Raw genomic sequence first — 24,905 nt, 5'->3', positions numbered from 1 at the left:
CAGGCCGGGGGGACAGCATGAAACTGAGCAAGGCCGCGGACGCGCAAAGTCCCGCCATCATCGACCGCAGCCTGACGCTCGAACTGGTTCGGATCACCGAACGCGCAGCGATCGCCGCAGCCGACTGGCGCGGCAAGGGCGACGAGAAGGCCGCCGATGACGCCGCGGTCACTGCCATGCGCGCCGAAATGGACCGGGTGCCGATCAATGGCCGTATCGTTATCGGCGAGGGCGAGGTCAATGAGGTCGATGCGCTGTTCATCGGCGAACAGGTCGGTAGTGGCAATGGCCCGGAAGTCGATATCGCCGTCGATCCGCTCGAGGGCGTGACTCTATGCGCCAAGAACCAGCCGGATTCGATCTGCGTGCTGGCGGTGGCCGAGCGGGGCGGGCTGCTCAACGTGGCGCGCAACCTTTACATGCACAAGATTGCCATCGGTGCTGGTTATGAAAAAGGGGTGGTCGATATCGATTGGACCGCGACCCAGAATGTCACCATGCTGGCCGCCGCCAAGGGCGTGCCGCTGCGTGAAATCACCGCCTGCGTGCTCGACCGGCCCCGCCATGCGGCGCTGATCGAGGAACTGCGGGTGGCCGGAGTGTCCGTCAAACTGATCAGCGATGGCGATATCGCCGGAGTGATTCACGCGGTCAACACCGAGGATACCGGCATTGATATCTATCTCGGCTCCGGCGGCGCCCCCGAGGGCGTTCTGGCGGCCGCGGCGTTGCGCTGCATTGGTGGGCAGATGCAGGGCAAGTTGATCTTTGACAGTGCCGAAAAGCGCGAACGCGCCGTGCGCATGGGCATTACCGATTTTGGTCGCAAATATGATGTCACCGACCTGGCCTCGGGCGACGTCTTCTTCGCCGCGACCGGAGTGACCGATGGGTCGATGCTACAGGGCATTCGCCTGCGCAAGGATTCGGTACAGACTTCGACCATCGTCATGCGCTCCTGGTCGCAGACCGTGCGCTGGATCACCGCGCGACATGCGCGCTAAGGCGCTCCATTGATCGAGCCTCCGCGCAATTTTCTCGATGTCACCAGCTCCGTCACCGGGCGGGCCTGGGTGGATCGGCTGGATGCTGCGGGCACACGCACGGCAACCGCGATCAGCCAGCGCGCCGATCTGCCGGAAATTCTAGCGCGCATCCTTGCCGGGCGCGGCGTCGGCGTAGACGAGGCCAAATCCTATCTGGAGCCGACGATCCGGGAGCTGATGCCGAACCCGTCCACCATGACCGACATGGACGCGACGGCGGAGCGGCTGGCCAGGGCCATCACCGATCATGAACAGGTAGCGCTGTTTGGCGACTACGACGTCGATGGTGCTTGCTCCTGCGCCCTGATGGCGCGGTTCTTCGACCATTTCGGCATCGAGGCGACGGTACACATCCCGGACCGGATATTTGAAGGCTACGGCCCCAATGTTGCGGCGATGGACAAGCTGATCGATGGCGGCGCGACACTCATCGTGACGCTGGACTGCGGCACCACCAGCGATGGCCCAATCTCCCATGCGCGCTCGCGCGGCATCGACGTGCTGGTAGTCGATCACCATCTGTCCGATCACGACCTGCCGCCCGCCACCGCGCTGGTCAATCCCAATCGACCCGATGACATTTCGGGTCTGGGCTATCTCTGCGCCGCCGGGGTCACCTTCATGGTGCTGGTTGCGGCCAATCGGGTGCTGCGCAACCAGCAGGTTACCGGGCTGCCGGACCTGCTGGCCATGCTCGATCTGGTGGCGCTGGCAACGGTTTGCGACGTCGTCCCGCTCAAGGGCCTGAACCGTGCCTTTGTCATCCGCGGCCTGGAAGTGGCGCGGCGCGGCACCAATCAGGGAATCGCGGCGCTGGCGCTGGCGGCGCGGGTCAATGGGCCACTCAATCCCTACCATCTGGGTTTCCTGATCGGGCCGCGCATCAATGCCGGTGGACGGATTGGCGATGCGGCACTGGGGACCCGGTTGTTGACGCTGAGCGACGAGCATCAGGCGCTGGTGATCGCAGCGCAGCTTGATGAGTTGAATTCCGAACGCCAACGCATCGAGATCGACGCCGTCGAAGAGGCCGCACGGGTTGCGGAGGCAGAGATCGGCGGCGGCGAGGGACCGCCCGTCCTGGTACTGGCCTCGGCCAATTGGCATGCCGGCGTCGTCGGCCTGATCGCGGCGCGGCTGCGGGAGCGCTTCGAGCGACCCACTTTTGCCATTGCCCTGCATCCCGATGGCAGCGGCACCGGCTCCGGCCGTTCAATGCCCGGCGTCGATCTGGGTTCGGCGGTAATCGAAGCGGTGGAACTGGGATTGATCGCCAAGGGTGGCGGCCATGCCATGGCGGCGGGCGTCACCATAAAACCCGGCCAGATGGGGCCGTTCCGGGCGCACTTGACCGAGCGGCTGTCTGCGACAGTTGCGCTGGCGCGGGCAGCGACGGCGCTGCCGATCGATGCGGCGATGACGGCGCGCGGGGCCACGCCGGATTTCGTGCATCAGGTGGAGCGGGCAGGGCCGTTTGGTTCGGCCAATCCAACACCGGTGTTTGTGTTTCCTGCCCATCGGGTCAAATTTCCGCAGATTGTCGGCAAGGGCGGCCATGTCAGTTTCACGCTGACTTCCGACGACGGGGCCAAGCTCAAGGCCATCGCCTTCCGCGCGGCAGGGCAGCCGATTGGTGATGCGCTGCTGTCAACCATCGGCGATGGCGTGCTGCATTTTGCCGGCACGCTGGGAATCGATCATTATCAGGGCCGCGAACAGGTGCAGCTGCGCGTGACCGACCTGGCGCGGCCCAAAGCCTTCTGAAGTCGAAACTTTTAGCTGATCCGGAGCGTTGCTCACCGCGTAACAACATACAAGTTCACGGAGTTGCGCCGGTTATGACTTCCCTCGACATCGCGGTAATCGGCTCGGGAATATCTGGACTTTCAGCGGCTTGGCTGCTGTCCCGGACTCAAAACGTTACCGTGTTCGAGAAAAGCCCGCGCCTGGGCGGCCATTCTAACACCGTGCTGGCCAAGACTGCCGCCAGCGCCGTCCCGGTCGATACCGGTTTTATCGTCTACAACGAGCAGAACTACCCCAACCTGACCGCCTTCTTTGACCACCTCGGCGTCGCAACGGCGGCATCGAATATGGGCTTTGCCGTATCGGTAGCCGAAGGGCGCATGGAATATTGCGGCAAGCACCTCAATGGCCTGTTCGGGCAGCGCCGCAACATCATCCGTGCGGAGCACTGGCAACTGGTTGGCGATATCATGCGGTTTTTCCGCGATGCGCAGAAGCAGGTGGCGACCTGCCCCGACGAAATGACCATCGCCGAATTCCTCAAGAAATTCGATTACTCGCGCGTCTTCATCGAAGACCATATCCTGCCGATCTCGGCGGCGATCTGGTCAACCCCGACGCGCGGCATGCTGGATTTTCCGGCCCGGTCGTTCATTGAATTCTTTGCCAACCACAATCTGCTGCAGGTGAGCAACCGCCCAAAATGGCGCACGGTGCAAGGCGGCTCGCGTGAATACATTACGCGGATCACGGCCGAGCGGCGCTTTCGGACTGAAACCGGTGTCCAAATAACCACCGTGGCGCGGCACGCGACCGGCGTTGAAATCTTCTTCGCCGATGGCTCGCGCCGCCACTTTGATGACGTCGTATTCGCCTGCCACGCTGATGAGGCGCTCAAGCTGCTGGCTGATCCGAGCGATGCCGAGCGCAATATCCTGTCCTCGTTCAAATTCACGCCCAACCGCGCGGTGATGCACACCGACGCCAGCTTCATGCCGCGCCGCAAACATCTGTGGTCAGCCTGGAACTACCTGCGCGGCGAACAGGGCGAGGAAAACCTCAGCCTGACCTATTGGATGAACCGGTTGCAGCCGCTGCCGACCAAGACCGATATTTTCGTGACGCTGAACCCGCATCGCGAATTCGTCGCCGGCACTGTGCAATATACCGCCGACTATGATCATCCCCTGTTCGACGCCAAGGCCCTCGCAGCGCAACGCGATATCTGGCAGATTCAGGGTGCGCAGCGAAGCTGGTTTGCAGGCGCCTGGCTTGGTTATGGCTTCCATGAAGACGGCCTGCAGTCGGGCTTGGAAGTGGCCGAACGCATTGGGCCGGTGGGCCGCCCGTGGTCAGTGCCGCAGCAGCGTGATCGCATCGCGCACAACTGGGTCCAGGGAGATCAGCAACTGTGGGCGGCGGAATAGACCAGGGCGCCGATGGCGCCATCTATACCGGCGACGTGGTCCACAAGCGCGCCCGACCCAAGCGCCATTCGTTGCGCTATCGGGTTTTCTCCATGCTGGTCGACCTCGACCGCCTTGACGCGATGGATGAGAAGCTGCGGCTTTTCTCGTTGAATAGATTCAATCTTGTTTCGCTCTACCTCAAGGATTTCGGGGCTCATGACGGTAGCTCGGTCTCCACCTTCATCCGGCGCAAGGCCCAGGCGGCAGGGTTGGGCGAGCGCGTGGCACGCATCCGCATGCTGGCCTATCCGCGCATGTTCGGTTTCGCCTTCAATCCGCTGACGGTTTATTACCTTGATGACGCGGCTGGCCAGACCATCATGCTGGTCTATGAGGTCCGCAATACCTTCGGCGAACATCATTTCTACCAGGCGGTTGTGGATGGGTTGGGCGAGGACATCACCCATAGTGCGGCCAAGGCCTTTTACGTCTCGCCGTTCAACGCTGTGGAGGGCACCTACCGGTTCTCGATCCGGCCCCCGGCCGAAAAAGTGTTTATGGGCATTACCTTATCGACGGGCGAGGGCGGTGTGCTGACCGCCTATTTCGAGGGCGAACACCGCTCGCTCAGCGACTGGATGCTCTTGAAACTGACGCTTGCATATCCATTTATGACCGCTAAAGTGGTGATGGGCATTCACTGGGAAGCCATGCTTTTATGGCTCAAGGGCGTGCCTCTGACACTCAAACTCAGGCGCCAATTGCGGGCCAACCGTGCGGCGTCACGCTAGTTCGGATTAGCAGATAATGAGTAAAACGGCCGTCGACCAAGACAATAGCGGCGTTACGCTATGGACTCACCTGTTTTCAAGGTTTGCTGAATGGGTCGGCGTTGGCATGCTGGGCCAGCCCAGACATGGTGCAATTACCGTAGTATTTCCCAACGGGCGCAGTCGGACCATAGGCAGCCCGGCAACGGGCGAGCACGCCACGCTGCGGCTTAATAATTTCAAGGTGATCCGCGAAGGCATGCAGCGCGGCACGGTCGGCTTTGCCGCGTCCTATATGCGCGGCGACATCGAAATCGATGATCTGACCGCTATGTTCCGCTTCTTCCTGCAGAACCGCGATATCTTCGACAATGCCAATCCGGGGATTTTCCGCAAGGCGGCGCAGGACCTCGGCTATCACCTGTCGCGCCGCAATACGCTGGAAGGCTCCAAGAAAAACATCGCCGAGCACTATGACCTCGGCAATGATTTCTATGGCGAGTGGCTCGATCCCTCGATGACCTATTCGTCGGCGGTGTTCACCTCGGGCGATCAGAGCCTTGAGGATGCCCAGCGCGCCAAATATCACCGGGTGGCTGATATGGCCGGCGTTACCGAAGGCTCCAGCATTCTGGAGATCGGCTGCGGCTGGGGTGGCTTTGCCGAAGCGGCTGCACGCGACTACAAGGCCAATCTCCGCGGTATCACGCTATCGGCCGAACAGTTGCGCTATGGCCAGGAGCGGCTGCGGGCGCAGGGGCTGGATAATCTGGCGACGCTGAACTTTGAGGATTACCGTGCCACCACCGGGCAGTTCGACCACATTGCCTCGATCGAGATGATCGAAGCGGTGGGTGAAGACAACTGGCCGAGCTACTTCCAGACCGTGCATGACCGGCTCAAGCCCGGCGGGACGGCGGCGATCCAGGCGATCACCATCAATGAAGCCGATTTCGACGGCTATCGCAGCGGGCCTGATTTCATCCAGCGCTACATCTTTCCGGGCGGCATGCTGCTGACCAAGACGGTGATGCGCGAGTTCGGCGACAAGTTCGGTCTGGTGCTGGAGAACGCCGAAACCTTCCGGCTGTCCTACGCCAAGACGCTCAAGCTGTGGCGCGAACGTTTCCTCGAACGCTGGCCAATGATTTCCGCACTGGGTTACGATGAGGAATTCAAGCGCAAGTGGGTGTATTACCTCTGCTATTGCGAGGCAGGTTTTACCGAAGGCTCGATTGACGTCGGGATTTATCAGTACCGCAAGCTTGCATAGAAAGGGCCGCTTAGCGGCCCTTTTCTTTTGGCAGCATCTTGGCGGTCAGCCAGAAAAACACCGGATAGGGCAAAAACCGGATCGTCTTCATCAGCCACACCATACGGCGGGGAAAGGCGATCTCGAAGCTGTCAGAACCGGTCAGACCATCGACGATCCGCTTGGCGGCATCGTCGGTCTCCATCAGGAACGGCATTGGGAAATCATTCTTGTCGGTCAGTTCGGATTTGACGAACCCTGGCGCGATCATCCGCACCTTGATATTTTTTGGCGCCAGTTCGGTGCGCATGGTTTCCAGCAGATTGATCAGCGCCGCCTTGGTCGAAGAATAGGCCGCCGAACGCGGCAGGCCGAAATAGCCCGCCACCGACGCAATCACCGCAAATTGCCCACCCCCCTGCCGTTCGAGCTGGGCGATCAGCGGATTGGCCATGCGAATGACGCCGAGCAGGTTGGTGTCGACGATGGTGTGAAATTTCTTGAAATCATAATCGCCCACCTCCATCGGCTGCCATGCCGCGGCGCTGAACAGGCCCAGGTCGATGCGGCCATGCGCGGCGACGATCGACTTGATGGTGTCGGCGATAGCATGCCCATCGGTCACATCGAGCGGGAACGGGTGGATGTCGCGGTCCTTGGCTACCTCCTCGAGCTTCTCGACGCGGCGACCTGAGATTGCCACCGTCCAGCCGGCATCGGCCAGACGATGGGCCACTGCCGCTCCGATGCCGGAGCCGCCGCCGATGATCCAGGCGATCTTGCCATTGGCCATGCTACATCCCGAACAGCGGTTGCAGGGTACGGATCAGCCGGCTGCGGAAATTCAGCGGCGCATCGACCGCCACCATGCAGATGCAGTCCTCGCCATCCTCGGCGATCGGCTGGTGCTCCACATCTTCGTCGTGGTCGGCAATATCCCCGGCCGCGAACACCCCGAAACGGTCCTTGTAGGCGCCCTTGATGATCAGTGTCAGCTCGTGGCCGCCATGGCTGTGTTCTGGAACGCGACGTCCGGCGCCGACGCGCAACAGCATCAGCCGCGACGGGCTGCGTCGCTGCACCGGCAGGTCGGCCACGGCAACCCCGGGCCCAGTCCACTTCCAGCGCACACTCTCCAGCCCGCCGGGCAAATAACTGGCAAGCGGAGCGGGCAGGGCGTGGTCCGGAGCAGGCGGGGTTTGCAGCGGCTCGTCACCGGCCGCATCGAGCAGCCGATCCAGCGCCCCATCTGCCATTGCGGCGTCGGGCTCGGCGCTGAGCAGCGCTCCGCCAATGGTATTGATCTGGCGCACGGTCTTTCGACCGGCTTCAGACATTGCCAAATGGGTGGCGATCACGGCCGCATAGGGCTCGTCCAGCGTTCCGGCGCTGAACGCTATCAATGTCGTCAGGTTTGGGTGATGCGTTACAGTCACTGCAGGTCTTCCAGCATAGGGCGCAGCCGGTCATAGGCGAGGCGCAGACGGGATTTGACGGTGCCCAGCGGAATGCCGATTTTCTCGGCGATTTCTGAATGGGCAAGGTCGTGAATAAAACTGAGGCGCACCACTTCGCGCTGCTCGGAGGGCAGCGCTTCAAGCGCTGTAGTGACCCGGGCGATGATCTGGCTTTGCTCGATCAGCATGCTGCCCAGTGGCAGATCGCTGGCGAGTTCGAGTTTTTCCAGATCTTCGTAGGGGCGGTTGGATTGCCGCCGCAACTGATCGATCCGCAGATTGCGGGCAATGGTAAAAATCCAGGTGCTGGGCGCGCCGCGCTGTGGCGAATAAAGCTGCGCCTTGCGCCAGACCGTCAGCAGGGTTTCCTGCACCAGATCCTCGGCGAGGGCATCGCTGGCGCCGAGCTTGAGCATCATCGATTTGATCTTGGGTGCGAACAGGCCAAACAGGCCTGCAAGGGCGGCCTTGTCGCGCCATTCAGCAACCCGCCGCAACAACTCCGTTGGATCGCTGTCGGGCGGGGGGGCTGCGGGCTGTCCGAAATCAATGTCGCTCATGCTACCGGCATACATCGCCTGCTCCGCCTGTGTCAGCCCCTTACGCAGCGGCGCTAACCATGGATCACAGCGCATGGCAGGTCGGCGGGCCTGAACCGGCTCCACCGCTTGCCACCGGCGCGGCCGTTATGGCAAGCAGGTCTAAATGGAGATTGGCATGACCGGCAGCAGCTTGAAATTCGGCACCAGTGGTTTGCGCGGTCTATCGGTTGAACTGCAGGGCGACGCAGCGCGCCGCTATACGGCAGCCTTTATCGCCCATTTGCGGGCCCAGGATAATCTGGGCAGTGGCCGGGTCTATCTCGCGCGTGATTTGCGCCCCAGCAGCGCCGGTATCGCCGCTGATTGCGCAGCAGCCATTGCTGCTGCCGGCCTGGTGCCGATCGATTGCGGTGTCTTGCCGACCCCGGCTTTGGCGCTGCATGCCATGGCTGGCAACGGCGCTGCGATCATGGTCACCGGCAGCCATATCCCGTCCGACCGCAACGGTTTGAAGTTTTATACGCCGCGTGGCGAGATCACCAAGGACGATGAAGCCGGCATTGCGGGCGCGCTCGCCGCTGCAGAGGCCGCCAGAGGAGATGTCGTTGCCGCCAACGAACACGACGCTGCGGCAGCGCGCTATGCGCAGCGCTATGCCAGCCTGACCACGCCAGAGCTGCTCGCCGGATGGCGCGTCGGCGTGTTCGAGCATTCCAGCGTCGCTCGCGAAGTGCTGGCGCAATTGCTGTCCGGAGCGGGCGCGGAGGTGCTGCTGCTGGGCCGGGTAAACGACTTTGTTGCGGTCGATACCGAAGCCTTCGGCGACGCGGTATTTGCCCCGCTCTCTGCCTGGGTGGCGGAACATCGGCTCGACGCCATCGTATCGGCCGATGGTGATGGGGACCGCCCGCTGCTGATGGACGGGCAGGGTAACTTTGTCCGCGGCGACGTGCTGGGCCTGCTGGCCGCCCAATTTCTCGGCGCCGACGTGGTGATTACCCCGGTGACCTCCAACTCGGCTATCGAGCGCACCGGCTATTTCCCCAAGGTGGAGCGCACTCGCGTTGGCTCGCCCTTTGTCATTGCCGGCATGGAACAGGCCGTGGCTGCGGGCGGATTGCGCGTCGTCGGCTTTGAAGCCAATGGCGGCACGCTCTTGGGCAATGATGTGACGCTTAATGCAGTCGATCTACCGGCATTACCAACGCGCGATGCGGTGCTGCCGCTCCTGGCGGCGCTGGCGATTTCGGCCCGCGCCGGTCAGACCGTGGCCCAAACCGTCGCCGCCTTGCCGGTCAGGGCTGCTCTGGCCAATCGGCTCGAGCATGTGCCGCAGGAGCGAACCGCGACCTTCCTCACTGCGCTGCAAAACTCCGCCGATGCCGAAAAGTTCTTCGCGCCGATTGGCATGGTCGGTTCACTTTCGGCTCTGGATGGCCTGCAGTTCACCATGGCCAATGGCGATATCGTTCACTACCGCGCCTCCGGCAACGCGCCTGAATTGCGCTGCTATGTCGAGGCGGCAACGCTGGCGGACGCCCAGGCGCTGCTCGATTGGGGCCTCGCGGCTGCCGCGCAGGCGGTGCGTTAGCTTGACCTGGCGGTGTTGAAAAACTCGATTGCCCCGCCCGGTGTCATCTTGAGGGCCGTCAGCACGCCGGTGGCATAGGCGGCGGTATCAATGCCGATGCGGTGGGGCAGCACGACCGGGTCACTTTCCGGCGTGTGGCCATGCACCACCCGATAGGGCAGGGCACCATCGTAGCCGAGAAACGGTTCACGCATCCAGATCAGATCCGCTTCCGCCTGCTCCTGCAGGAGCACACCCGGCCGCACGCCGGCATGCACGAACACTGTGTCGGGCAATGAGATCATGACCGGCAGGCTCTTGAGCAGGTCGATATGTTCGTCTGGAATGTGGCTGGCCAGGATCGCCCGACGGGCATTCATGTCCTTGCCACCAAAGGTTTCCCCGACAATGCCATAGGACTGCAGCGTTTCGATGCCGCCATAGCGCAGCCAGTCGGCCTCAGTGCGCGGATTGTCGAGAAATTCGAGAAACATGACTTCGTGATTGCCGGCAAGGCAGATGCGCTTGAACCCGGCCGGCGGCGCAGCACAGAGCAGATCAAGCACGCCAGCCGACTGCGGGCCGCGATCGACATAATCACCCAGCATGACGATCCATTTTTCGCCAGCGATGTCGGCGGCATCAACTTTGATCTGTGCCAGCAGCTGATCCAACTGGTTCCGGCAGCCATGCACGTCGCCAATGGCATAGATCACAGCGGGCCAAACGTCGGCAGAAATGCGTTCTCGGGACACAGGGTCAGCCGAGAGCTTCGGTAGTAATTTGCGAAAGAAATCAAACATAGTGCGATAGTTGCCCGGGCAGATTGCGGAGCGGCTTTGCCTTCAGTGGTAACGCCGATCCGCCAATCGAGACAAATGTATTTATCTGGATTCCCTGCACAAAATTCCTTCGCCGCTCCCATGACCGCAAAACCGCTTGCCTTGGCCGGAAAGCGATGTTAGCCAGCGCTCAGGCCGGTATAGCTCAGTTGGTAGAGCACCTGATTTGTAATCAGGGGGTCGCGGGTTCGACCCCTGCTGCCGGCACCACGCAATGTCCACAAGCATCGTATCGCCATCGAGTGTGGCGCATCCGCTCGCTCCGCGTGTGGCGCCGTCGAGGCCACGCAGCCAGCTAAGGCCGAACGCACCAGTGCTCGCTTGTTCACCTCAACGCCGCTGACCCGAGTTCAGCGGCCGCCGCCGAGGAAATTGTCTTCACGCTCGATGGTTTCCCGATTCCAGAACGAGATGTAGATGGCGCCGATCCTGACGATCGGCACAGCGCGACGAATTTCGACGGTTCGCAACTGGCTATACGGCTTGATCTTTAGTTGCCCATCAAAGATTGGTAGTTTTACCCACGACATTGCCTAGCCTCAATATTCGCGAAACTGAATGTTAACAATAAGTTAGCTTTCGATGTATCCCCCGTTTGGGTGAACCGCAGATGACAGCCCGGGCAGGATGTGGCGCGGCAGTGTCGGCGGCCAGAAATAATTTTTCTGCCGGGAGGCGCTTCGGCGCGACGGCGCGGCTCTGATTTGCGCTGTCGGGCGCAGGGCCTTGTGCGGGGTGGGCGGCTGAAAGATAAATTTACTTGACCGGCCTCGGGCGGTGCAATTTGCGCGCATTTGCGCTTGCCGCAAACGCGCCGTGGGCCTAACCACACAGGCCTAAATCCTACTGCTCGCACAGGTATTTGCGGGCCGGAGTTGCCCGTTGCCGACAATAGATTTGACCCATCTGCAAAGCCTTGAAGCCGAGAGCATCGAAATCCTGCGCGAAGTTGCCGCCAGTTTCGAGCGCCCGGTGATGATGTATTCCATCGGCAAGGATTCCAGCGTCCTGCTGCATCTGGCGCGCAAGGCGTTCTTCCCCAGCAAGATTCCGTTCCCGCTGCTGCACGTCAACACGACGTGGAAGTTTCGCGAAATGATCGAGTTCCGCAACAGGATGGCAGAAAAGCATGGCTTTGATCTGATCAGCCACACCAATCCGGAGGGGCTGGCCAATGGCATCAACCCGTTCGACCATGGCTCGTCGCGCTTTACCGACATCATGAAGACGCAGGCGCTGCGCCAGGCCCTCGACGCCGGCCGCTATGACGCCGCTATCGGCGGCGCCCGCCGCGACGAAGAAAAGTCGCGGGCCAAGGAGCGCATCTTCTCGCATCGCAACGCCCAGCACGCCTGGGACCCCAAGAACCAGCGCCCGGAGCTGTGGCGCGTGTTCAATACAAGGCTCAACCCGGGCGAGAGCATGCGGGTGTTCCCGATCTCGAACTGGACCGAGCTCGATGTGTGGACCTACATCTATTCGGAAAATATCGAGCTGCCGTCGCTGTATTACGCCAAGAGCCGCCCGGTGGTGGACCGTTCCGGCACGCTGATCATGATCGATGACGAGCGGTTCCGCCTGGAGCCGGGCGAGCAGCCACGCCAGGAAGTCGTGCGCTTCCGCACGCTGGGCGATTACCCGCTGACCGGGGCAATTCGCTCCACCGCAGCGACCTTGCCCGAAATCATCATGGAAATGCAGGCCAGCCGCACCTCCGAACGCGAAGGCCGCCTGATCGATAGCGACAGCGTTGGCTCGATGGAAAAGAAGAAGCAGGAGGGCTATTTCTGATGCAGCCCGCAATCGCCCCCAGCGCCGATACCGATATTGCCCTTTGGCTCGAACAGCAAACCAGCAAGTCGCTGCTGCGTTTTCTCACCTGCGGCAGTGTTGATGATGGCAAATCCACTCTGATCGGCCGGCTGCTCTATGACAGCCAGTTGATCCTCGACGATCAGCTCGCCTCGCTGCGCAAGGAAAGCCGCAATCGCACCACCGGCGACGAAGGCATCGATTTCTCGCTGCTGGTCGATGGGCTGACTGCCGAGCGCGAACAGGGCATCACCATTGACGTGGCCTATCGGTTCTTCTCGACCGACCAGCGCAAGTTCATCGTTGCCGATACGCCCGGCCACGAGCAGTACACCCGCAACATGGCGACCGGTGCCTCCAACGCCGATCTCGCTTTGGTACTGATCGATGCGCGCAAGGGCGTGCTGACCCAGACCCGCCGCCACAGCTTCATCCTGTCGCTGATCGGGGTGAAACACGTGGTGCTGGTCATCAACAAGATCGATCTGGTCGATTACGATCAGGCCATATTTGACAAGATCGAGGCCGAATACCGCGCCTTTGCCGAAACGCTTGGATTCAAGACCCTGGCCGCAATCCCGGTCTCCGCGCTCAAGGGCGACAATATCCTGACGCAAAGCCCACACACGCCTTGGTACACCGGGCAGTCGCTGGTGCCCTATCTGGAAACCATCGACGTTTCCGAGGACAAGACCGGCCGCCCGATGCGTTTCCCGGTGCAGTGGGTAAACCGTCCAAACCTCGATTTCCGTGGCTTCTCCGGCACGCTGGCCGCCGGCCGTATCGCCGTGGGCGATGAAGTACTGGTTTCGGCCTCGCGCAAGCCGGCAGTGGTCAAGCGCATCGTCACCATGGATGGCGACCTGCAGCAGGCAATTGCTGGGCAGGCGGTGACGCTGGTGCTGGATCGCGAAGTCGATATTTCGCGCGGCGACATGCTGAGCCATCCCGGCCAGACGCCAGAATATTCCAACCAGTTCCAGGCCCGCGTCGTCTGGATGAATGACGAGTCGGCTTTCCAGGGCCGGTCCTATCTGCTCAAGATCGGCTCGCAAGTAGTGCCGGCGACGATCACCGACCTGAAGTTCCGCACCAATGTGAACACGCTGGAACAGACCGCGGCGACCAAGCTGGATCTGAACGAAGTCGGCACGGTGACCATTGCCACCGACAAGCCGATCGCGTTTGATCCCTACACGGTTAATGGCCTTACCGGCGGCTTCATTCTGATCGATCGGCTGACCAATGCTACCCTCGGCGCCGGGACCATCGAGTTCGGCCTGCGCCGGGCGCAGAACCTGACCTATCAGTCGTTCGACGTGAATCGCGACGTGCGCGCCGCACAGAAGAACCAGACGCCACAGATCATCTGGTTCACCGGGCTTTCGGGCTCCGGCAAATCGAGCGTCGCCAATCTGCTGGAACGCCGCCTGACAGCTGAGGGCAAGCACGCCTATATCCTCGATGGCGACAATGTTCGCCATGGGCTGAACAAGGACCTTGGCTTTACCGAAGCGGCGCGCGTCGAAAACATCCGCCGTGTCGCCGAGGTGGCGCGGTTGATGGCTGACGCCGGGCTGATCGTACTGGTGTCGTTCATTTCGCCATTCCAGAACGAGCGGCGGCTGGCGCGTGAAATCGCCGGCGACGTGGGTTTCTCGGAAATCTATGTCGATACGCCGATCGAAGTGTGCGAAGCGCGCGACCCCAAGGGACTCTACAAGCGCGCGCGGGCCGGCGAGATCAAGAATTTCACCGGCATCGACAGCCCGTTCGAAGCGCCGACCAACCCTGAACTGGTGTTGCATGGCGCCACGGCCGAACCGGTTGAACTCGCCGAACAACTTTACGATTGGCTCAAGATCGTCTGATTGCGCCTGTGTCGTTCTGTCGAAGCCGGGAATCCACTCTTTCTGACAAGTCGGCTAAGAATGGAGTCCCGCCTTCGCGGGACTGACGCTGCGGGTATCCTGCGGCGTAGGACGGCAGGAGCGCACGATGGCCACCCGGAAGCAGCAGCCAGTTAAAGCCAACGCCAAGCCTGCTGCGGCCAGTGCGCGAAAGCCGCATCCCTTGGCTGCGAGAATGGCGGTGACCCGCCTGCCGCGCCATGGGGCGCTGCTGTCGGCGGCCGCCGTTGGGGTGGTGACATTCATTGTGATGCTCTGGTTCAACGCCGCCTTCGCGCTGGTCGGCGGCGCCATCGCGATGTTCCTCGTCTATCTGGGATTGACCGCGCTGATTATGCCGGCCCTGTCGGGTGAGTATCTGCGCTCGCGTGCCGACGATGCCGACGCACCGACGGGGGTGATCTTCGCAGTCGTTATCGCTGTGGTGCTGCTCTGCTGCGGCACGCTGTTCATGGCGCTGCGCAACAAGAATGGGCTGGTGGGGGTAGGGATCGGCCTCAGCATCGCCTCAGTTCTGCTCGGCTGGTTCGTCATCCACACCATGGCGGCGATGCATTATGCCTACGAGTATTACGAGACCAAGCCGGGACATCCCGGCGGGGGCAGTGTTGGTGGCCTGGATTTTGAGTCGGGCGAACAGCCCGATGGCATGGCGTTCCTGTATTTCGCCTATGTGATCGGCGTAGCTTTTGCGGTGTCCGATGTGCAGGTCAGTTCGCCCAAGATGCGCAAACTGGTGATGATCCATTCGGTTTTTTCGTATTTCTTCAACACCCTGATCGTCGCGGCGACGGTCAATGTCGCTGTAGCGGTCGGCGGCGGCTAGCCACTGCGAAGTCGGCATGGCACATCTTGGCGCAATGATTTGCCGAGGAGCCTTGCATGAAAACCCGCGCCGCCGTTGCCTTCCAGGCTGGAAAGCCGCTTGAAATCGTTGAGGTCGATCTCGAAGGCCCGCGCGCCGGCGAAGTGCTGATCGAAATCAAGGCGACGGGCATTTGCCATACCGATGATTTCACCCGCTCGGGCGCAGATCCGGAAGGGTTGTTCCCGGCTATTCTGGGCCACGAAGGCGCAGGCGTCGTGGTGGAAGTCGGGCCGGGTGTCACCAGCGTCAAGGTCGGCGACCACGTCATCCCGCTTTACACGCCGGAATGTCGCGAATGCCCATCCTGTCTCAGCCGCAAGACCAATCTGTGCACCGCGATCCGCGCCACCCAGGGCCAGGGGCTGATGCCCGATGGCACATCGCGGTTCTCCTATAAGGGCCAGCCGATTTTCCACTATATGGGCTGCTCGACGTTTTCGAACTACACCGTGATGCCAGAAATCGCGGTGGCCAGGATCGATCCGAACGCGCCGTTCGACAAGGTTTGCTACATCGGCTGCGGTGTGACGACGGGCGTTGGCGCGGTGATCAACACCGCCAAGGTCGAGATCGGGGCGACTGCCGCAGTATTCGGGCTGGGCGGTATTGGGCTCAACGTCATTCAAGGCCTGCGGCTGGCGGGCGCCGATATGATCATCGGCGTCGATCTCAACAATTCCAAGAAGGAATGGGGCGAACGCTTTGGCATGACTCACTTTGTCAACCCGAGCGAGATCGATGGCGACGTGGTGCCTCACATCGTCAACATGACCAAGCGCCGGGGCGATCTGATCGGCGGGGCCGACTATACCTTCGATTGCACCGGCAATACCAAGGTGATGCGGCAGGCGCTGGAAGCCAGCCATCGTGGTTGGGGCAAGTCAGTAGTGATCGGCGTCGCGGCGGCAGGGCAGGAAATCTCGACCCGGCCGTTCCAACTCGTGACCGGCCGTACCTGGATGGGCACGGCCTTTGGGGGCGCCCGCGGGCGCACCGATGTTCCCAAGATTGTCGATTGGTACATGGACGGCAAGATCGAGATCGACCCGATGATCACCCATACGCTGCGGCTCGAAGACATTAACAAGGGTTTTGATCTGATGCATTCGGGCGAAAGCATCCGCAGCGTGGTGGTTTACTAGGCGTGGCGCTACCACAAATTTACGTCGATGCCGACGCCTGCCCGGTCAAGGACGAGGCGCTCAAGGTGGCTGAGCGGCTGGGGTTGGTGATCACCTTTGTCAGCAATGGCGGCGTGCGGCCATCGCGGGACCCGATGGTGCGGGTGATCGTGGTGGCGCAGGGCGCCGACGCCGCGGACGACTGGATTGTCGAACAGGCGCGGGCCAACGATATCGTGCTGACCGCCGATATTCCGCTGGCGGGCAGGGCACTGAGCAAGGGCGCCCGGGTTCTGGGCTTCACCGGCAAAGCGTTTACCGAGGCCTCGATCGGCATGGCGCTGGCCATGCGCGAGCTCAATCAGCACCTGCGCGAAACCGGCGAAAGCAAGGGCTATAATGCCAGCTTCCGCCCTGCCGACCGCTCGGCCTTTCTGAGCGCCCTGGATACTGCCGGGCGCCAGGCGTTAATGGCCGTTAAGTAAAAACCCAAGCAACGCCAAGGGATTATTAACCATAATCGGAAAAACTGAGCGGCGTCGTAGTTGTTCAGAGTTCCCGCCGTGTTGGTTTCACGTCTCGCTTTGTCGCTGATGCTTGCGGGCCTGGTTTTGGGTGGTTGCGCCCGTCCGCCACAACAGCAAGCCTTTGCTGCGCCTGGGGGCGCGGTCCGCGCCATGGCAACTGACCATTCCATGGTCACCGGCAGCGTGATGCGTACGGCTTTGCCGATAACCGCGCAGTCCATGCCGGCGCCCATAGTGCCATCCGGGCGCCTTGCCGGCCGCACGCTGGCAGTGGCCACGGCTGCCGATATTCAACTGCGCCACGGCGAAGTCGTGTTGACCTTCGATGATGGCCCGCGTCCCGGACGCACCGACGCCATTCTTGCCACGCTCGATGATTTCGGCGTCAAGGCAACGTTCATGATGCTCGGCAATGCGGCCAGGGCGCATCCGCAGACTGTGCAGGCGGTGGCGCTGCAGGGGCACACGATCGGCAGCCACACTTATGATCACGCCGATCTGTCGACGCTGACGCAGCAAGCGGCGATGACCGACATTTCGCGCGGGCAGGATGCCGTTGCGGCCGCGCTGGCGCCCATTGGCAAGCAACCGGCGCCGTTCTTCCGCTTTCCCTATCTGGCCCAGACGGGATTCCTGCGCACCAGCCTGTTCCGCGACAATGCGGTGGTGCTCGACGTCAATATCGACAGCAAGGACTATTACAAGGATACCCCCGAGCAGGTACTGGCGCGCACGCTGGCTCGGCTGGATGCGCGCGGCAGCGGCATTATCCTGTTCCATGACATTCAGGCGCGCACCGTCACGCTGATGCCGATGTTTCTCAAGGCCCTGGAAGACCGCGGCTATTCAGTGGTGCGGCTGGTGCCCAAGACCAACGGCCCATTCGGGATCGACGTCATCACGGCGGAAGCCCCTGTGGACCTACGCGGCGCTTACTGATCAGTCTTCGTCGTCATCCGCCTCATCGACCAGATAGACCGAAATCTCCAGATCGATGTCGCAATTGGCGATGGCCGCCGCCATGTGGGCGGGCAGGCGGGTGGACATTGCCTCGCCGTCTTCCGGGAAATCCAGCGCGATATCCAGCACGGCCTGGCCGATCTGGCGCTCTTCCACCAGGGTTTTAACCCTCGGGCCGATATTGGCGGCCAGATGGATGATGGCGCGGGTGGGGTTGTCGCTGTCGATATCGATCTGCGCGTAATGGCTCTGCGGCGCGTCTTCCGGCTCGAAACGGCTGACCTTGGCGCCCAGTGCAGTTTCCAGCGCCGCTTGATCCAGCGTCACGCCGCTCAGGCGCAGGGCAATGGCGAAGGGGCTGAAGGCGGTCATCAGTTTCTTCCGGCTGTCGCGGCAAACAGCGCAATGGCGGCCGCGTTGGACACATTGAGCGATTTGATCGGGCCCGGCATATCGAGCTTGACCATCTCGTCACATAGTTCGCGGGTGCGTTGGCGCAAGCCCTTGCCTTCAGCCCCCATGACGATGGCCAGGGGGATGTCGGCAGAGCGTGGCTTCAATTGATGCTCGGCCTCGGAATCAAAACCCAGCACCAGCATGCCGCGCTTCTTGAGGGTTTCCAGCGCGTCGCCCAGATTGCGCACCTCGATCATCGGCACCAGATCGAGCGCACCAGAGGCGGATTTCGCCATCACGCCAGTTTCGCGTGGCGAATGGCGGGAGGTGGTTATCACCGCATCGGCGCCAAAAGCGCAGGCGGTGCGCAGGATGGCGCCGACATTGTGCGGATCGGTGATCTGGTCGAGCACCACGACGAGGCGCAGCGGATCAATATCATTGAGCCCGAAACGGCTGACGGGATCGACTTCCAGCGCTGCGCCCTGATGCACAGCGTCATCGCCCAGCAGCTTGTCCAACTCCTTGGGAGTGACTTCGCGCACCGGCACCTTGCCGATTTCGCCAGCTTCCTTGAGCCGGTTCAAGGCGTTCGGAGTGACCAGCAGGTGCTTCTTGATGCGGCTGGCATTATCCAGCGCGGCACGCACGGTGTGGATGCCGTAAAGATAGACCGGGCCGTCATCGGGATCATAACGGGGCTTGGGCGGAAATTTGTTGAAGCTCATGGCCAGAGCGTTAGCGCCTTTGCGCCACGCCAGCAAGCGGGCAGCGCGGTGCCAATTCAACAAGCGCCCCGGAATTCTTGCGGGCAAACGGGAAGGGGTGTTGACACAATCCGGTCATGCCACCATAAACCGCCCGACGAAGCGCCCCGGTGCTTCGGTTTCCCGCTCGAACGACGTTGTCAGTGGAGGGGTGGGAGAGTGGTTAAATCCGGCAGACTGTAAATCTGCTCGCTTAGCGTACACTGGTTCGAATCCAGTCCCCTCCACCATCGTCGTCGGCTTGAGCCGGCTCAAATCCAGCATTTCCAGGTTGGCTCGGCACTCTGATGAGTGCCCGATCGGTTTTTTGCGCAAAATTTGCGCAGTGCTCGCCGAGAGAACGTGCTCGAAATACATGTGATTAAAATGTAGGCGGCCATGCGTTCCGCTGTATTTTTATCCAAAATTGCGCCAGCTAAAGCCCTGATTAACCAAGCCGTTCTATCGTTCCGCATCGAGGGGATCTGTGGTTTGGCCGTATGGCCTGTATTGGGGACTATTCATGGCCAAAGTTTCTCGCTCGCGGCGCGGTCGAATTCCGTTGAGCTTTCTGATTACTGCCATGGCCGTGAGCGGCCTGGCGGCGGGACTTATGGCGGTGCTGATCGCCATGTACGTGACCCAGACGGGCCGGCTGGACGCTCAGGTGCAGAACCGTCTGGCGGATACTATGCGGCTGGCCACCACGATCTTCCAGATCAATATGCCGAGCATGAAGATCACCATGACTGATACCGGCGTCAAAACTCTGACGCTGCGGTCGATGCCGCGCCTGCGCAACCATGAAATGGTTGATCAGGTCGCGCTGGCCGCAGGTGAGTCGATCACCCTGTTCAGTGTTGATCCCGACACCGGCGTCTTTGGCCGCCTGAGCACCAGCGTGCTGCCAGCGGGGACCGTTGTCACCACACTGGCGCCGGAGACTGCGGCGGAATCGGCCGCCAAGTCCGCCGATCCGGCCAAGGTTATTGCCGACGCCGCGGCCGCAGTGAAGCGCGACGACACCCCGCTTGATCCCGGAAGCCCGGTGTTCAAGGCGCTGATGGCGGGCGAACTGTATCGGACCGACGAAGTGCTTGATGGCAAGACGGTGGCAGCCGAATACTATCCTGTCGTCAACGCCAATGGGGGCACCGTCGGTGCCATCTATGTTGGTGTCGACCGCCAGGCGATCGAGGCGGCGGCCTATCACGATATGCTGCTGTTGCTGGCGATCTGCGCCGGTGTCCTGGTGGTGTTGGGAACCGCAGTCGCCGTCGGCTCCCGCATGATTTTCCGCCCAATTCCGGTGCTGACCGGTTCGATGAAACGGTTGGCCGAGGGCGATCTCGATACGCCAGTACCCTATGTCGATTACAGCAATGAAATCGGCACCATGGCCAAGGCGATGGAAGTGTTCCGCGAGAATGCGCGCCAGGTCGGCGTGATGGGCACGCAACAGATCGCCGCCGACGCCAACCGCCGTGATGAGCGCGCGGCCATGATGCAGACCCTGCAACGCGCCTTCGGCACTGTGGTTCAGGCTGGCGTTGACGGCGATTTCTCCAAACGTATCGAAGCGCAGTTTGCCGATGCCGAACTCAATACCCTTGCCGTTGGCGTCAACGATCTGGTCGCCAGCGTCGAGGCTGGTCTGGATGCCACCGGGCTGGTGCTTGGCGCGCTGGCCGATGCCGATCTGACCCGGCGCATGGAAGGCCAGTTTGCCGGTGCCTTCGCCAAATTGCAGGGCGACACCAATGCGGTGGCCGACAAGCTGGCCGAAATCGTCGGTGAACTGAAAGTGGCTTCGCTCTCGCTCAAGACCGCGTCCGGCGAAATCCTGTCCGGCGCCAATGACCTGTCTGAACGCACCACACGGCAGGCAGCGACGATCGAGGAAACCTCTGCGGCCATGGAGCAACTGGCGGCCACGGTGCTCGACAGCGCCCGCAAGGCCAAGGCGGCGTCGGTCGATGCTGAACAGGTGTCCCATATCGCCGAAGAGGGCGGCGTGGTGATGGCCAAGGCCAATGAGGCCATGACTCGCATCACCGCGTCGTCGGGCAAGATTTCCAATATCATCGGCCTGATCGACGACATCGCCTTCCAGACCAATCTATTGGCGCTCAATGCCTCGGTGGAGGCAGCGCGGGCAGGGGATGCGGGCAAGGGCTTTGCTGTTGTGGCTGTCGAAGTGCGTCGTCTGGCACAAAGCGCCGCCCGCGCCTCCTCGGATGTCAAAGCCCTGATCGAAGAGAGCGCTCACGAGGTGAGTGGCGGCTCCAGGCTGGTCTCGGACGCCGCCGGCAAGCTGGCGGTGATGCTGACCTCCATTCGCCAGAACAACGCCTCGCTGGAGGCCATCGCCCGTGCCAGCCGCGAGCAGGCCGCCTCGATCGAAGAGGTCAACGGCTCGGTGCGCCAGATGGACGAAATGACCCAGCACAACGCCGCGCTGGTCGAGCAGATGAATGCGGCCATCGACCAGAGCGAACGTCAGGTCAGCGAACTCGATAGCATTGTCGATATCTTCGTGGTGGAGACCCGAACCAGGGTTGCCCGGCCCGGCAGGGCAGCCGCCTGACCCGCAGTGTGCCGGTAGGATGTGGTTTGGTGCATTGGCAAGCAATTGTGCCTTGCACCCAACCGCACCCTGAAGCTAGAAGACAACGGCAGGCGCGACCATGTTCCGGTCCGCGTCAATCGGCAAAGCCGAGCGGGCGGGTATAGCTCAGTGGTAGAGCAGCAGCCTTCCAAGCTGAATATGCGGGTTCGATTCCCGCTACCCGCTCCAAATTCCTCAGTGTTTCACGCCGGCCATTTCATGGCTTTCGCTAGTGCGGCGGCCGCCTCGCCACGCATTGGTCCGGGGGCGCAGATTGCGCTCAAGTTTTGGGATTCGCAGAAACGATTGAGCGCGGTGATCGTCGGCTGGTCCAACGTCCCATCAAGTTTACCGGAATAGAGCTTCCGCGCGCTCAGCTCCGATTGCAGGATGGCGACATATAGATTGGGCGCTTGTCCGGAAAATCGCTGCAGGACGCCGACGGCATTGGAAACGCCCAGCTGCTTGAAGTCGCTGGTGGCGGACTCAATGGCGCTGGCATTCGCTGGCGATTTACCTGTGACCATGAGGCGTTCTAAAGCGGTGATTTCCGGTCCCAGCAATTCAGTCTTGTCGGCGATCAGTTTGCTCGCGGCAACCGGGTCGGCCTCGGCACGGTCTTTGACGCCGTCACGATAGATGCCGATGAGGAAACGAACGGCGTTTATGTCGTTCGCAGCGATCGCCGGTTGCAGCGTCGCGATCGCATCGGCGGGCATGGCGCTCTCGATCTGGCCGTTGAGCTGGAGTTTGGCCAGTTCCAGCGGCGCACCGGCAATATTGTCGATGATCGCCTGTCGCAGGATTTTCTCGCCTTCGGCGGCCTTTGTCGCGGCCAGCGGTCCAGAGACAAGTGAAACACCCTGCCGCAACCTGGCGGCGAGATTGCCAGCCTTTGCCGATCGGTCGAAATAGGAGGCGGACTTTTGATAGTCCGGAGGGATTGGACCGCCAGCGCTGTAAAGCAGCCCAAGCTGCTGCATTGCGGCAGCATCGCCCGCATTCGCAGCTTCATCTAGCAGCGCTATGGCCCGCTTGGGGTTGGGCTCCAGTCCGGCCGGCGGCGTCAGCAGCAAGGCAGACAGGCTCCGGCGCGAACCGGCGTCCCCCAGTGTCACGGCCTGTTCATAATAGCCGATAGCGGCTTTTGGATCAGCGACCACTGGCCCCGATCCGGCTTTATACAGGTCACCCAGGCGGACCAGAGCCGAAATGTCGCCGGCAGCTGCGGCCTTTTTGTAATAGGTCACCGCCTCGGGCAGGTCCGGTGCGCCCACTTCACCCCTGGCATAAAAATCGCCTGCCAGCACCAGCGAGGCGTTATCACCCGCCGCCGTCAGGCTGGCGATGGCCGCGGTCAGATCGGCACTTATGCCTTCGCCGCGCGCCTGCATATCGGCGAGGCTGCGTTTGCTGCCCAGATCCCCCAGGGCCGCTGCTTTCTGGAAGAAGTCATAGGCCTGAACCGCGTCCTTGGCCAAACCGCCGCCGCCATTGCGGTAGAGTTGGCCGAGTTTGCTCATGGCGCCGGCATTCCCGGCGTCGGCTGCCTGGCGGTAAGAACTGGCCGCTTGTTCGCCATTGGGCACTACGCCGGGGGCCTTCAGGTAATAATCGCCGATAGCGACAAAGCTGGCGATATCGCCCTTCTGGGCAAGCTGCTCCAGCAGCGCAATGCCCCCGGCAAAGTCGGCCGCGCTGCCTTCGCCCTTGATCAGCATGTCGGCAATTTTCTTCTGCGCACCGATGTCGCCGTTGGCCACCGCTTCGGCATAAAGCGCCCTGGCCTTGGCGGCATCAATCCGGGCCCCGGTTCCCAGGCGATAGATATCGCCCAAACCGTTCAGGGCCTGATTATTGTGGATGGCGATGCCGACCTGATAGAGGTCGATGGCCTTGGCCACGTCCTGTTCGACGCCTTGTCCACGGGCCGAAAGCAGGGCGAGTTGGTTGATCGCCGAAAGGTCGCCGAGGGATGCAGCAGTGGTCAGCAGATCTGCTGCCCGTTTCGGATCAAGCGGTACGCCCTTGCCGGCCAGCAGCAGGGCGGCCAGCCCGCGTCGGGCATTATTGTCATTGGCCGCAACCGAATTCTCATAAAGCCGAGCCGCCGCTATCGGATCGATGGCCACGCCGAACTGACCGTTGGCCAGGATGTCCGCCAGCCTGGTCATGGCCTCGGGCACCCCGGCTCGTGCCGCGATCCTGAGTTCGGCCAGACCCTGCTTTCGCTGATCCGGTGTACGATCATTGGCCAGCAGATATTTTGCCAGCAAGAACGCCGTTCCGGCATCGCCGTTTGCGGCTTTCGCCCCGGCGGTTTGCAGCGCCCCGGCGTAAAATGCGGGCGCATCAAATAGTGTTGCGCTGGCCTTGTCCGGCGCAACAGGCAAGTCTTGCGCGCTCGCAGGGTCAAAAAGAACTGCAAATACCAGAATGCCTGCTGTCAAAAGCTGTTTCATGGTCAACCCTCCGGGCGCAACGACAGGTTCCGTCAAGTTCAACGCTGTGTCAAACCACAGAATTGCTACCCAAACGACGTCCGTTGTTGAGCAGCTTCAAGTCAACCACGGAAGTGGCTGGGTCATAACGGGCTTTTGGGGGTCGATGCGTGCTATGTTGCCGGCGCAGTGCTGATCGGCCTGCAGCAATGGGCTCACGCCTGACAACATCCGTGGAGAGAGCTGCATTGGAGGCTGCGAGCGGCCGCCGACTGTGCGATGGCTTGGCTCGATGCGGACTATCCCGCCGGAGATGCCATTGTGCTGCTGATTATATTTCTCGCGCTGATCCTGCTCTACATCCAGACGCTGCTGCCAGCTTTTTATCTGGTAGCTCAGGTCGGGGTGCCGGCGCAGATGGGAGCGCCAGATACCCTGCCTGAACCAACGGCAAAACTGCTGCGCTCGCGCAATGCTGCACGCAATATGCTTGAAACCCTGCCGATCTTCCTGACGCTGGCCGTGCTGACCCTGGTGTTGAAGGTTCCTGGCAATGTGCCGGTCATCGGTGGCGTCATGTATTTGGTGGCTCGCATCGGCCATGTGGTGAGCCATGTTAACGCTCTGTCGCCCTGGCGTTCGCTGTCCTATTTCGTCTCGGTTGCCGGGTTGGTGGTGATTGCCGTGCCGCTCGTGCCTTACATCTGGGCCTGAACCACATTTCTGGGTCTTGCGCGGCAGCGCCTTTCCCATTAGACACGGCCTCGCCTGAAGGGGTGTAGCTCAGTTGGTAGAGCATCGGTCTCCAAAACCGAGGGTCGTGGGTTCGAGTCCCCCCGCCCCTGCCAGGCACAATGTTTGCAAGACGTTTAAGGCCCGCTG

The 24,905-nt window shown here is 61.6% G+C and carries 22 protein-coding genes and 4 tRNA genes; 18 read left to right on the top strand and 8 right to left on the bottom strand.

The genetic code is table 11. The features are described 5' to 3' along the window. Positions 1–17: 17 nt before the first annotated feature. The 5 genes from glpX to ABIT12_RS13125 all read left to right on the top strand — a co-directional run bounded on the left by glpX (position 18) and on the right by ABIT12_RS13125 (position 6,244). The gene (gene glpX, locus ABIT12_RS13145; protein ID WP_348042723.1) at positions 18–1,004 is read left to right on the top strand and encodes a class II fructose-bisphosphatase; all 987 of its coding nucleotides are present in this window, start codon (positions 18–20) and stop codon (positions 1,002–1,004) included. 9 nt (positions 1,005–1,013) lie between these two features. Then, positions 1,014–2,810: a single-stranded-DNA-specific exonuclease RecJ gene (gene recJ / locus ABIT12_RS13140; protein ID WP_407065619.1), complete on the top strand. Its 1,797-nt coding sequence runs from the start codon at positions 1,014–1,016 to the stop codon at positions 2,808–2,810. A 74-nt stretch (positions 2,811–2,884) separates the two neighbouring features. After that, on the top strand, positions 2,885–4,219 hold the full coding sequence (locus ABIT12_RS13135; RefSeq protein WP_348042722.1) for an FAD-dependent oxidoreductase: 1,335 nt from the start codon (positions 2,885–2,887) through the stop codon (positions 4,217–4,219). Further along, on the top strand, positions 4,204–4,992 hold the full coding sequence (locus ABIT12_RS13130; RefSeq protein WP_348042721.1) for a DUF1365 family protein: 789 nt from the start codon (positions 4,204–4,206) through the stop codon (positions 4,990–4,992). Before ABIT12_RS13135 ends, ABIT12_RS13130 begins: the two co-directional genes overlap by 16 nt. Positions 4,993–5,008: 16 nt before the next feature. Further along, complete coding sequence (locus ABIT12_RS13125; protein WP_348042720.1) at positions 5,009–6,244, top strand: cyclopropane-fatty-acyl-phospholipid synthase family protein; 1,236 nt, start codon at positions 5,009–5,011, stop codon at positions 6,242–6,244. A 10-nt stretch (positions 6,245–6,254) separates the two neighbouring features. Here the strand turns inward: ABIT12_RS13125 and ABIT12_RS13120 are convergent, their stop codons facing one another. Genes ABIT12_RS13120 through ABIT12_RS13110 form a run of 3 tightly spaced genes read right to left on the bottom strand, consistent with a single transcriptional unit; the run spans position 6,255 to position 8,240 of the window. Beyond that, positions 6,255–7,016, bottom strand: coding sequence for an SDR family NAD(P)-dependent oxidoreductase (locus tag ABIT12_RS13120; RefSeq protein ID WP_348042719.1), 762 nt, complete (start codon positions 7,014–7,016; stop codon positions 6,255–6,257). A gap of 1 nt (position 7,017) precedes the next feature. Then, positions 7,018–7,659 carry a ChrR family anti-sigma-E factor gene (locus ABIT12_RS13115; protein ID WP_348042718.1) on the bottom strand — a complete coding sequence of 214 codons (642 nt, stop codon included), beginning with the start codon at positions 7,657–7,659 and terminating at the stop codon, positions 7,018–7,020. Continuing rightward, positions 7,656–8,240 carry a sigma-70 family RNA polymerase sigma factor gene (locus tag ABIT12_RS13110; RefSeq protein WP_348042717.1) on the bottom strand — a complete coding sequence of 195 codons (585 nt, stop codon included), beginning with the start codon at positions 8,238–8,240 and terminating at the stop codon, positions 7,656–7,658. Before ABIT12_RS13110 ends, ABIT12_RS13115 begins: the two co-directional genes overlap by 4 nt. A 157-nt stretch (positions 8,241–8,397) precedes the next feature. Between ABIT12_RS13110 and ABIT12_RS13105 the strand changes: the two genes are divergently transcribed. Continuing rightward, positions 8,398–9,813, top strand: coding sequence for a phosphomannomutase (locus ABIT12_RS13105; protein ID WP_348042716.1), 1,416 nt, complete (start codon positions 8,398–8,400; stop codon positions 9,811–9,813). Here the strand turns inward: ABIT12_RS13105 and ABIT12_RS13100 are convergent. Then, a complete protein-coding gene (locus tag ABIT12_RS13100; protein WP_348042715.1) occupies positions 9,810–10,547 on the bottom strand; it encodes a metallophosphoesterase family protein in 738 nt (245 codons plus the stop codon). The two genes, ABIT12_RS13105 and ABIT12_RS13100, sit on opposite strands and share 4 nt — an antisense overlap. A gap of 221 nt (positions 10,548–10,768) precedes the next feature. On the opposite strand from ABIT12_RS13100, the gene ABIT12_RS13095 reads away from it, so the two are divergent. Beyond that, positions 10,769–10,844: transfer RNA gene (locus ABIT12_RS13095), tRNA-Thr, on the top strand. Between the two features lie 140 nt (positions 10,845–10,984). Here ABIT12_RS13095 and ABIT12_RS13090 read toward each other — a convergent pair. Then, positions 10,985–11,164 carry a hypothetical protein gene (locus tag ABIT12_RS13090; RefSeq protein ID WP_348042714.1) on the bottom strand — a complete coding sequence of 60 codons (180 nt, stop codon included), beginning with the start codon at positions 11,162–11,164 and terminating at the stop codon, positions 10,985–10,987. A 352-nt stretch (positions 11,165–11,516) separates the two neighbouring features. On the opposite strand from ABIT12_RS13090, the gene cysD reads away from it, so the two are divergent. From cysD to ABIT12_RS13060, 6 genes are all read left to right on the top strand, one after another. Next, positions 11,517–12,425: a sulfate adenylyltransferase subunit CysD gene (gene cysD, locus ABIT12_RS13085; protein WP_348042713.1), complete on the top strand. Its 909-nt coding sequence runs from the start codon at positions 11,517–11,519 to the stop codon at positions 12,423–12,425. After that, a complete protein-coding gene (cysN, locus tag ABIT12_RS13080) occupies positions 12,425–14,317 on the top strand; it encodes a sulfate adenylyltransferase subunit CysN (RefSeq protein WP_348042712.1) in 1,893 nt (630 codons plus the stop codon). The genes cysD and cysN overlap by 1 nt, the downstream gene beginning before the upstream one ends. A 127-nt stretch (positions 14,318–14,444) precedes the next feature. Next, a complete protein-coding gene (locus ABIT12_RS13075; protein ID WP_348042711.1) occupies positions 14,445–15,182 on the top strand; it encodes a DUF1345 domain-containing protein in 738 nt (245 codons plus the stop codon). A gap of 56 nt (positions 15,183–15,238) precedes the next feature. Then, positions 15,239–16,366, top strand: a complete 1,128-nt coding sequence (locus ABIT12_RS13070) for an S-(hydroxymethyl)glutathione dehydrogenase/class III alcohol dehydrogenase (RefSeq protein ID WP_348042710.1) — start codon at positions 15,239–15,241, stop codon at positions 16,364–16,366. Positions 16,367–16,368: 2 nt separating this feature from the next. Beyond that, the gene (locus ABIT12_RS13065) at positions 16,369–16,830 is read left to right on the top strand and encodes a YaiI/YqxD family protein (RefSeq protein ID WP_348042709.1); all 462 of its coding nucleotides are present in this window, start codon (positions 16,369–16,371) and stop codon (positions 16,828–16,830) included. Positions 16,831–17,022: 192 nt separating this feature from the next. After that, positions 17,023–17,811, top strand: coding sequence for a polysaccharide deacetylase family protein (locus tag ABIT12_RS13060; RefSeq protein WP_348042708.1), 789 nt, complete (start codon positions 17,023–17,025; stop codon positions 17,809–17,811). Here the strand turns inward: ABIT12_RS13060 and ABIT12_RS13055 are convergent, their stop codons facing one another. Together ABIT12_RS13055 and rlmB are read right to left on the bottom strand one after the other, a co-directional pair. Beyond that, positions 17,812–18,204: a hypothetical protein gene (locus ABIT12_RS13055; protein ID WP_348042707.1), complete on the bottom strand. Its 393-nt coding sequence runs from the start codon at positions 18,202–18,204 to the stop codon at positions 17,812–17,814. Further along, positions 18,204–19,016 carry a 23S rRNA (guanosine(2251)-2'-O)-methyltransferase RlmB gene (rlmB, locus tag ABIT12_RS13050; protein WP_348063358.1) on the bottom strand — a complete coding sequence of 271 codons (813 nt, stop codon included), beginning with the start codon at positions 19,014–19,016 and terminating at the stop codon, positions 18,204–18,206. The genes ABIT12_RS13055 and rlmB overlap by 1 nt, the downstream gene beginning before the upstream one ends. 124 nt (positions 19,017–19,140) lie before the next feature. Between rlmB and ABIT12_RS13045 the strand changes: the two genes are divergently transcribed. The 3 genes from ABIT12_RS13045 to ABIT12_RS13035 all read left to right on the top strand — a co-directional run bounded on the left by ABIT12_RS13045 (position 19,141) and on the right by ABIT12_RS13035 (position 21,771). Next, a tRNA-Tyr gene (locus ABIT12_RS13045) sits at positions 19,141–19,225 on the top strand. Between the two features lie 272 nt (positions 19,226–19,497). Next, complete coding sequence (locus ABIT12_RS13040; protein ID WP_348042705.1) at positions 19,498–21,561, top strand: methyl-accepting chemotaxis protein; 2,064 nt, start codon at positions 19,498–19,500, stop codon at positions 21,559–21,561. Positions 21,562–21,697: 136 nt separating this feature from the next. Beyond that, positions 21,698–21,771: transfer RNA gene (locus tag ABIT12_RS13035), tRNA-Gly, on the top strand. Positions 21,772–21,785: 14 nt separating this feature from the next. On the opposite strand, the gene ABIT12_RS13030 is transcribed toward ABIT12_RS13035, so the two are convergent. Then, entirely contained in the window at positions 21,786–24,044 is a 2,259-nt protein-coding gene (locus ABIT12_RS13030) for a hypothetical protein (RefSeq protein ID WP_348042704.1), read from the bottom strand. A 258-nt stretch (positions 24,045–24,302) separates the two neighbouring features. Between ABIT12_RS13030 and ABIT12_RS13025 the strand changes: the two genes are divergently transcribed. Together ABIT12_RS13025 and ABIT12_RS13020 are read left to right on the top strand one after the other, a co-directional pair. Beyond that, positions 24,303–24,737 carry an MAPEG family protein gene (locus ABIT12_RS13025; RefSeq protein ID WP_348042703.1) on the top strand — a complete coding sequence of 145 codons (435 nt, stop codon included), beginning with the start codon at positions 24,303–24,305 and terminating at the stop codon, positions 24,735–24,737. Between the two features lie 58 nt (positions 24,738–24,795). After that, positions 24,796–24,871, top strand: a tRNA-Trp gene (locus ABIT12_RS13020). Positions 24,872–24,905 lie beyond the last annotated feature (34 nt).

Origin of the sequence: Devosia sp., from assembly GCF_039927955.1 — a bacterium.
In the GTDB taxonomy this organism is placed as follows: domain Bacteria; phylum Pseudomonadota; class Alphaproteobacteria; order Rhizobiales; family Devosiaceae; genus Devosia.
Note: the sequence above shows the minus strand (reverse complement) of the source record. Positions and strands in the feature narration are given on the sequence as shown.

What these genes read in the sequence shown, in the direction of transcription:
- glpX (WP_348042723.1), top strand. Translation starts at nt 18, where the DNA reads ATGAAACTGAGCAAGGCCGCGGACGCGCAAAGTCCCGCCATCATCGAC.
- ABIT12_RS13135 (WP_348042722.1), top strand. Translation starts at nt 2,885, where the DNA reads ATGACTTCCCTCGACATCGCGGTAATCGGCTCGGGAATATCTGGACTT.
- ABIT12_RS13125 (WP_348042720.1), top strand. Translation starts at nt 5,009, where the DNA reads ATGAGTAAAACGGCCGTCGACCAAGACAATAGCGGCGTTACGCTATGG.
- ABIT12_RS13120 (WP_348042719.1), bottom strand. Translation starts at nt 7,016, where the DNA reads ATGGCCAATGGCAAGATCGCCTGGATCATCGGCGGCGGCTCCGGCATC.
- ABIT12_RS13110 (WP_348042717.1), bottom strand. Translation starts at nt 8,240, where the DNA reads ATGAGCGACATTGATTTCGGACAGCCCGCAGCCCCCCCGCCCGACAGC.
- ABIT12_RS13105 (WP_348042716.1), top strand. Translation starts at nt 8,398, where the DNA reads ATGACCGGCAGCAGCTTGAAATTCGGCACCAGTGGTTTGCGCGGTCTA.
- ABIT12_RS13090 (WP_348042714.1), bottom strand. Translation starts at nt 11,164, where the DNA reads ATGTCGTGGGTAAAACTACCAATCTTTGATGGGCAACTAAAGATCAAG.
- cysN (WP_348042712.1), top strand. Translation starts at nt 12,425, where the DNA reads ATGCAGCCCGCAATCGCCCCCAGCGCCGATACCGATATTGCCCTTTGG.
- ABIT12_RS13075 (WP_348042711.1), top strand. Translation starts at nt 14,445, where the DNA reads ATGGCCACCCGGAAGCAGCAGCCAGTTAAAGCCAACGCCAAGCCTGCT.
- ABIT12_RS13070 (WP_348042710.1), top strand. Translation starts at nt 15,239, where the DNA reads ATGAAAACCCGCGCCGCCGTTGCCTTCCAGGCTGGAAAGCCGCTTGAA.
- ABIT12_RS13060 (WP_348042708.1), top strand. Translation starts at nt 17,023, where the DNA reads ATGGCAACTGACCATTCCATGGTCACCGGCAGCGTGATGCGTACGGCT.
- ABIT12_RS13055 (WP_348042707.1), bottom strand. Translation starts at nt 18,204, where the DNA reads ATGACCGCCTTCAGCCCCTTCGCCATTGCCCTGCGCCTGAGCGGCGTG.
- ABIT12_RS13040 (WP_348042705.1), top strand. Translation starts at nt 19,498, where the DNA reads ATGGCCAAAGTTTCTCGCTCGCGGCGCGGTCGAATTCCGTTGAGCTTT.
- ABIT12_RS13030 (WP_348042704.1), bottom strand. Translation starts at nt 24,044, where the DNA reads ATGAAACAGCTTTTGACAGCAGGCATTCTGGTATTTGCAGTTCTTTTT.
- ABIT12_RS13025 (WP_348042703.1), top strand. Translation starts at nt 24,303, where the DNA reads ATGGCTTGGCTCGATGCGGACTATCCCGCCGGAGATGCCATTGTGCTG.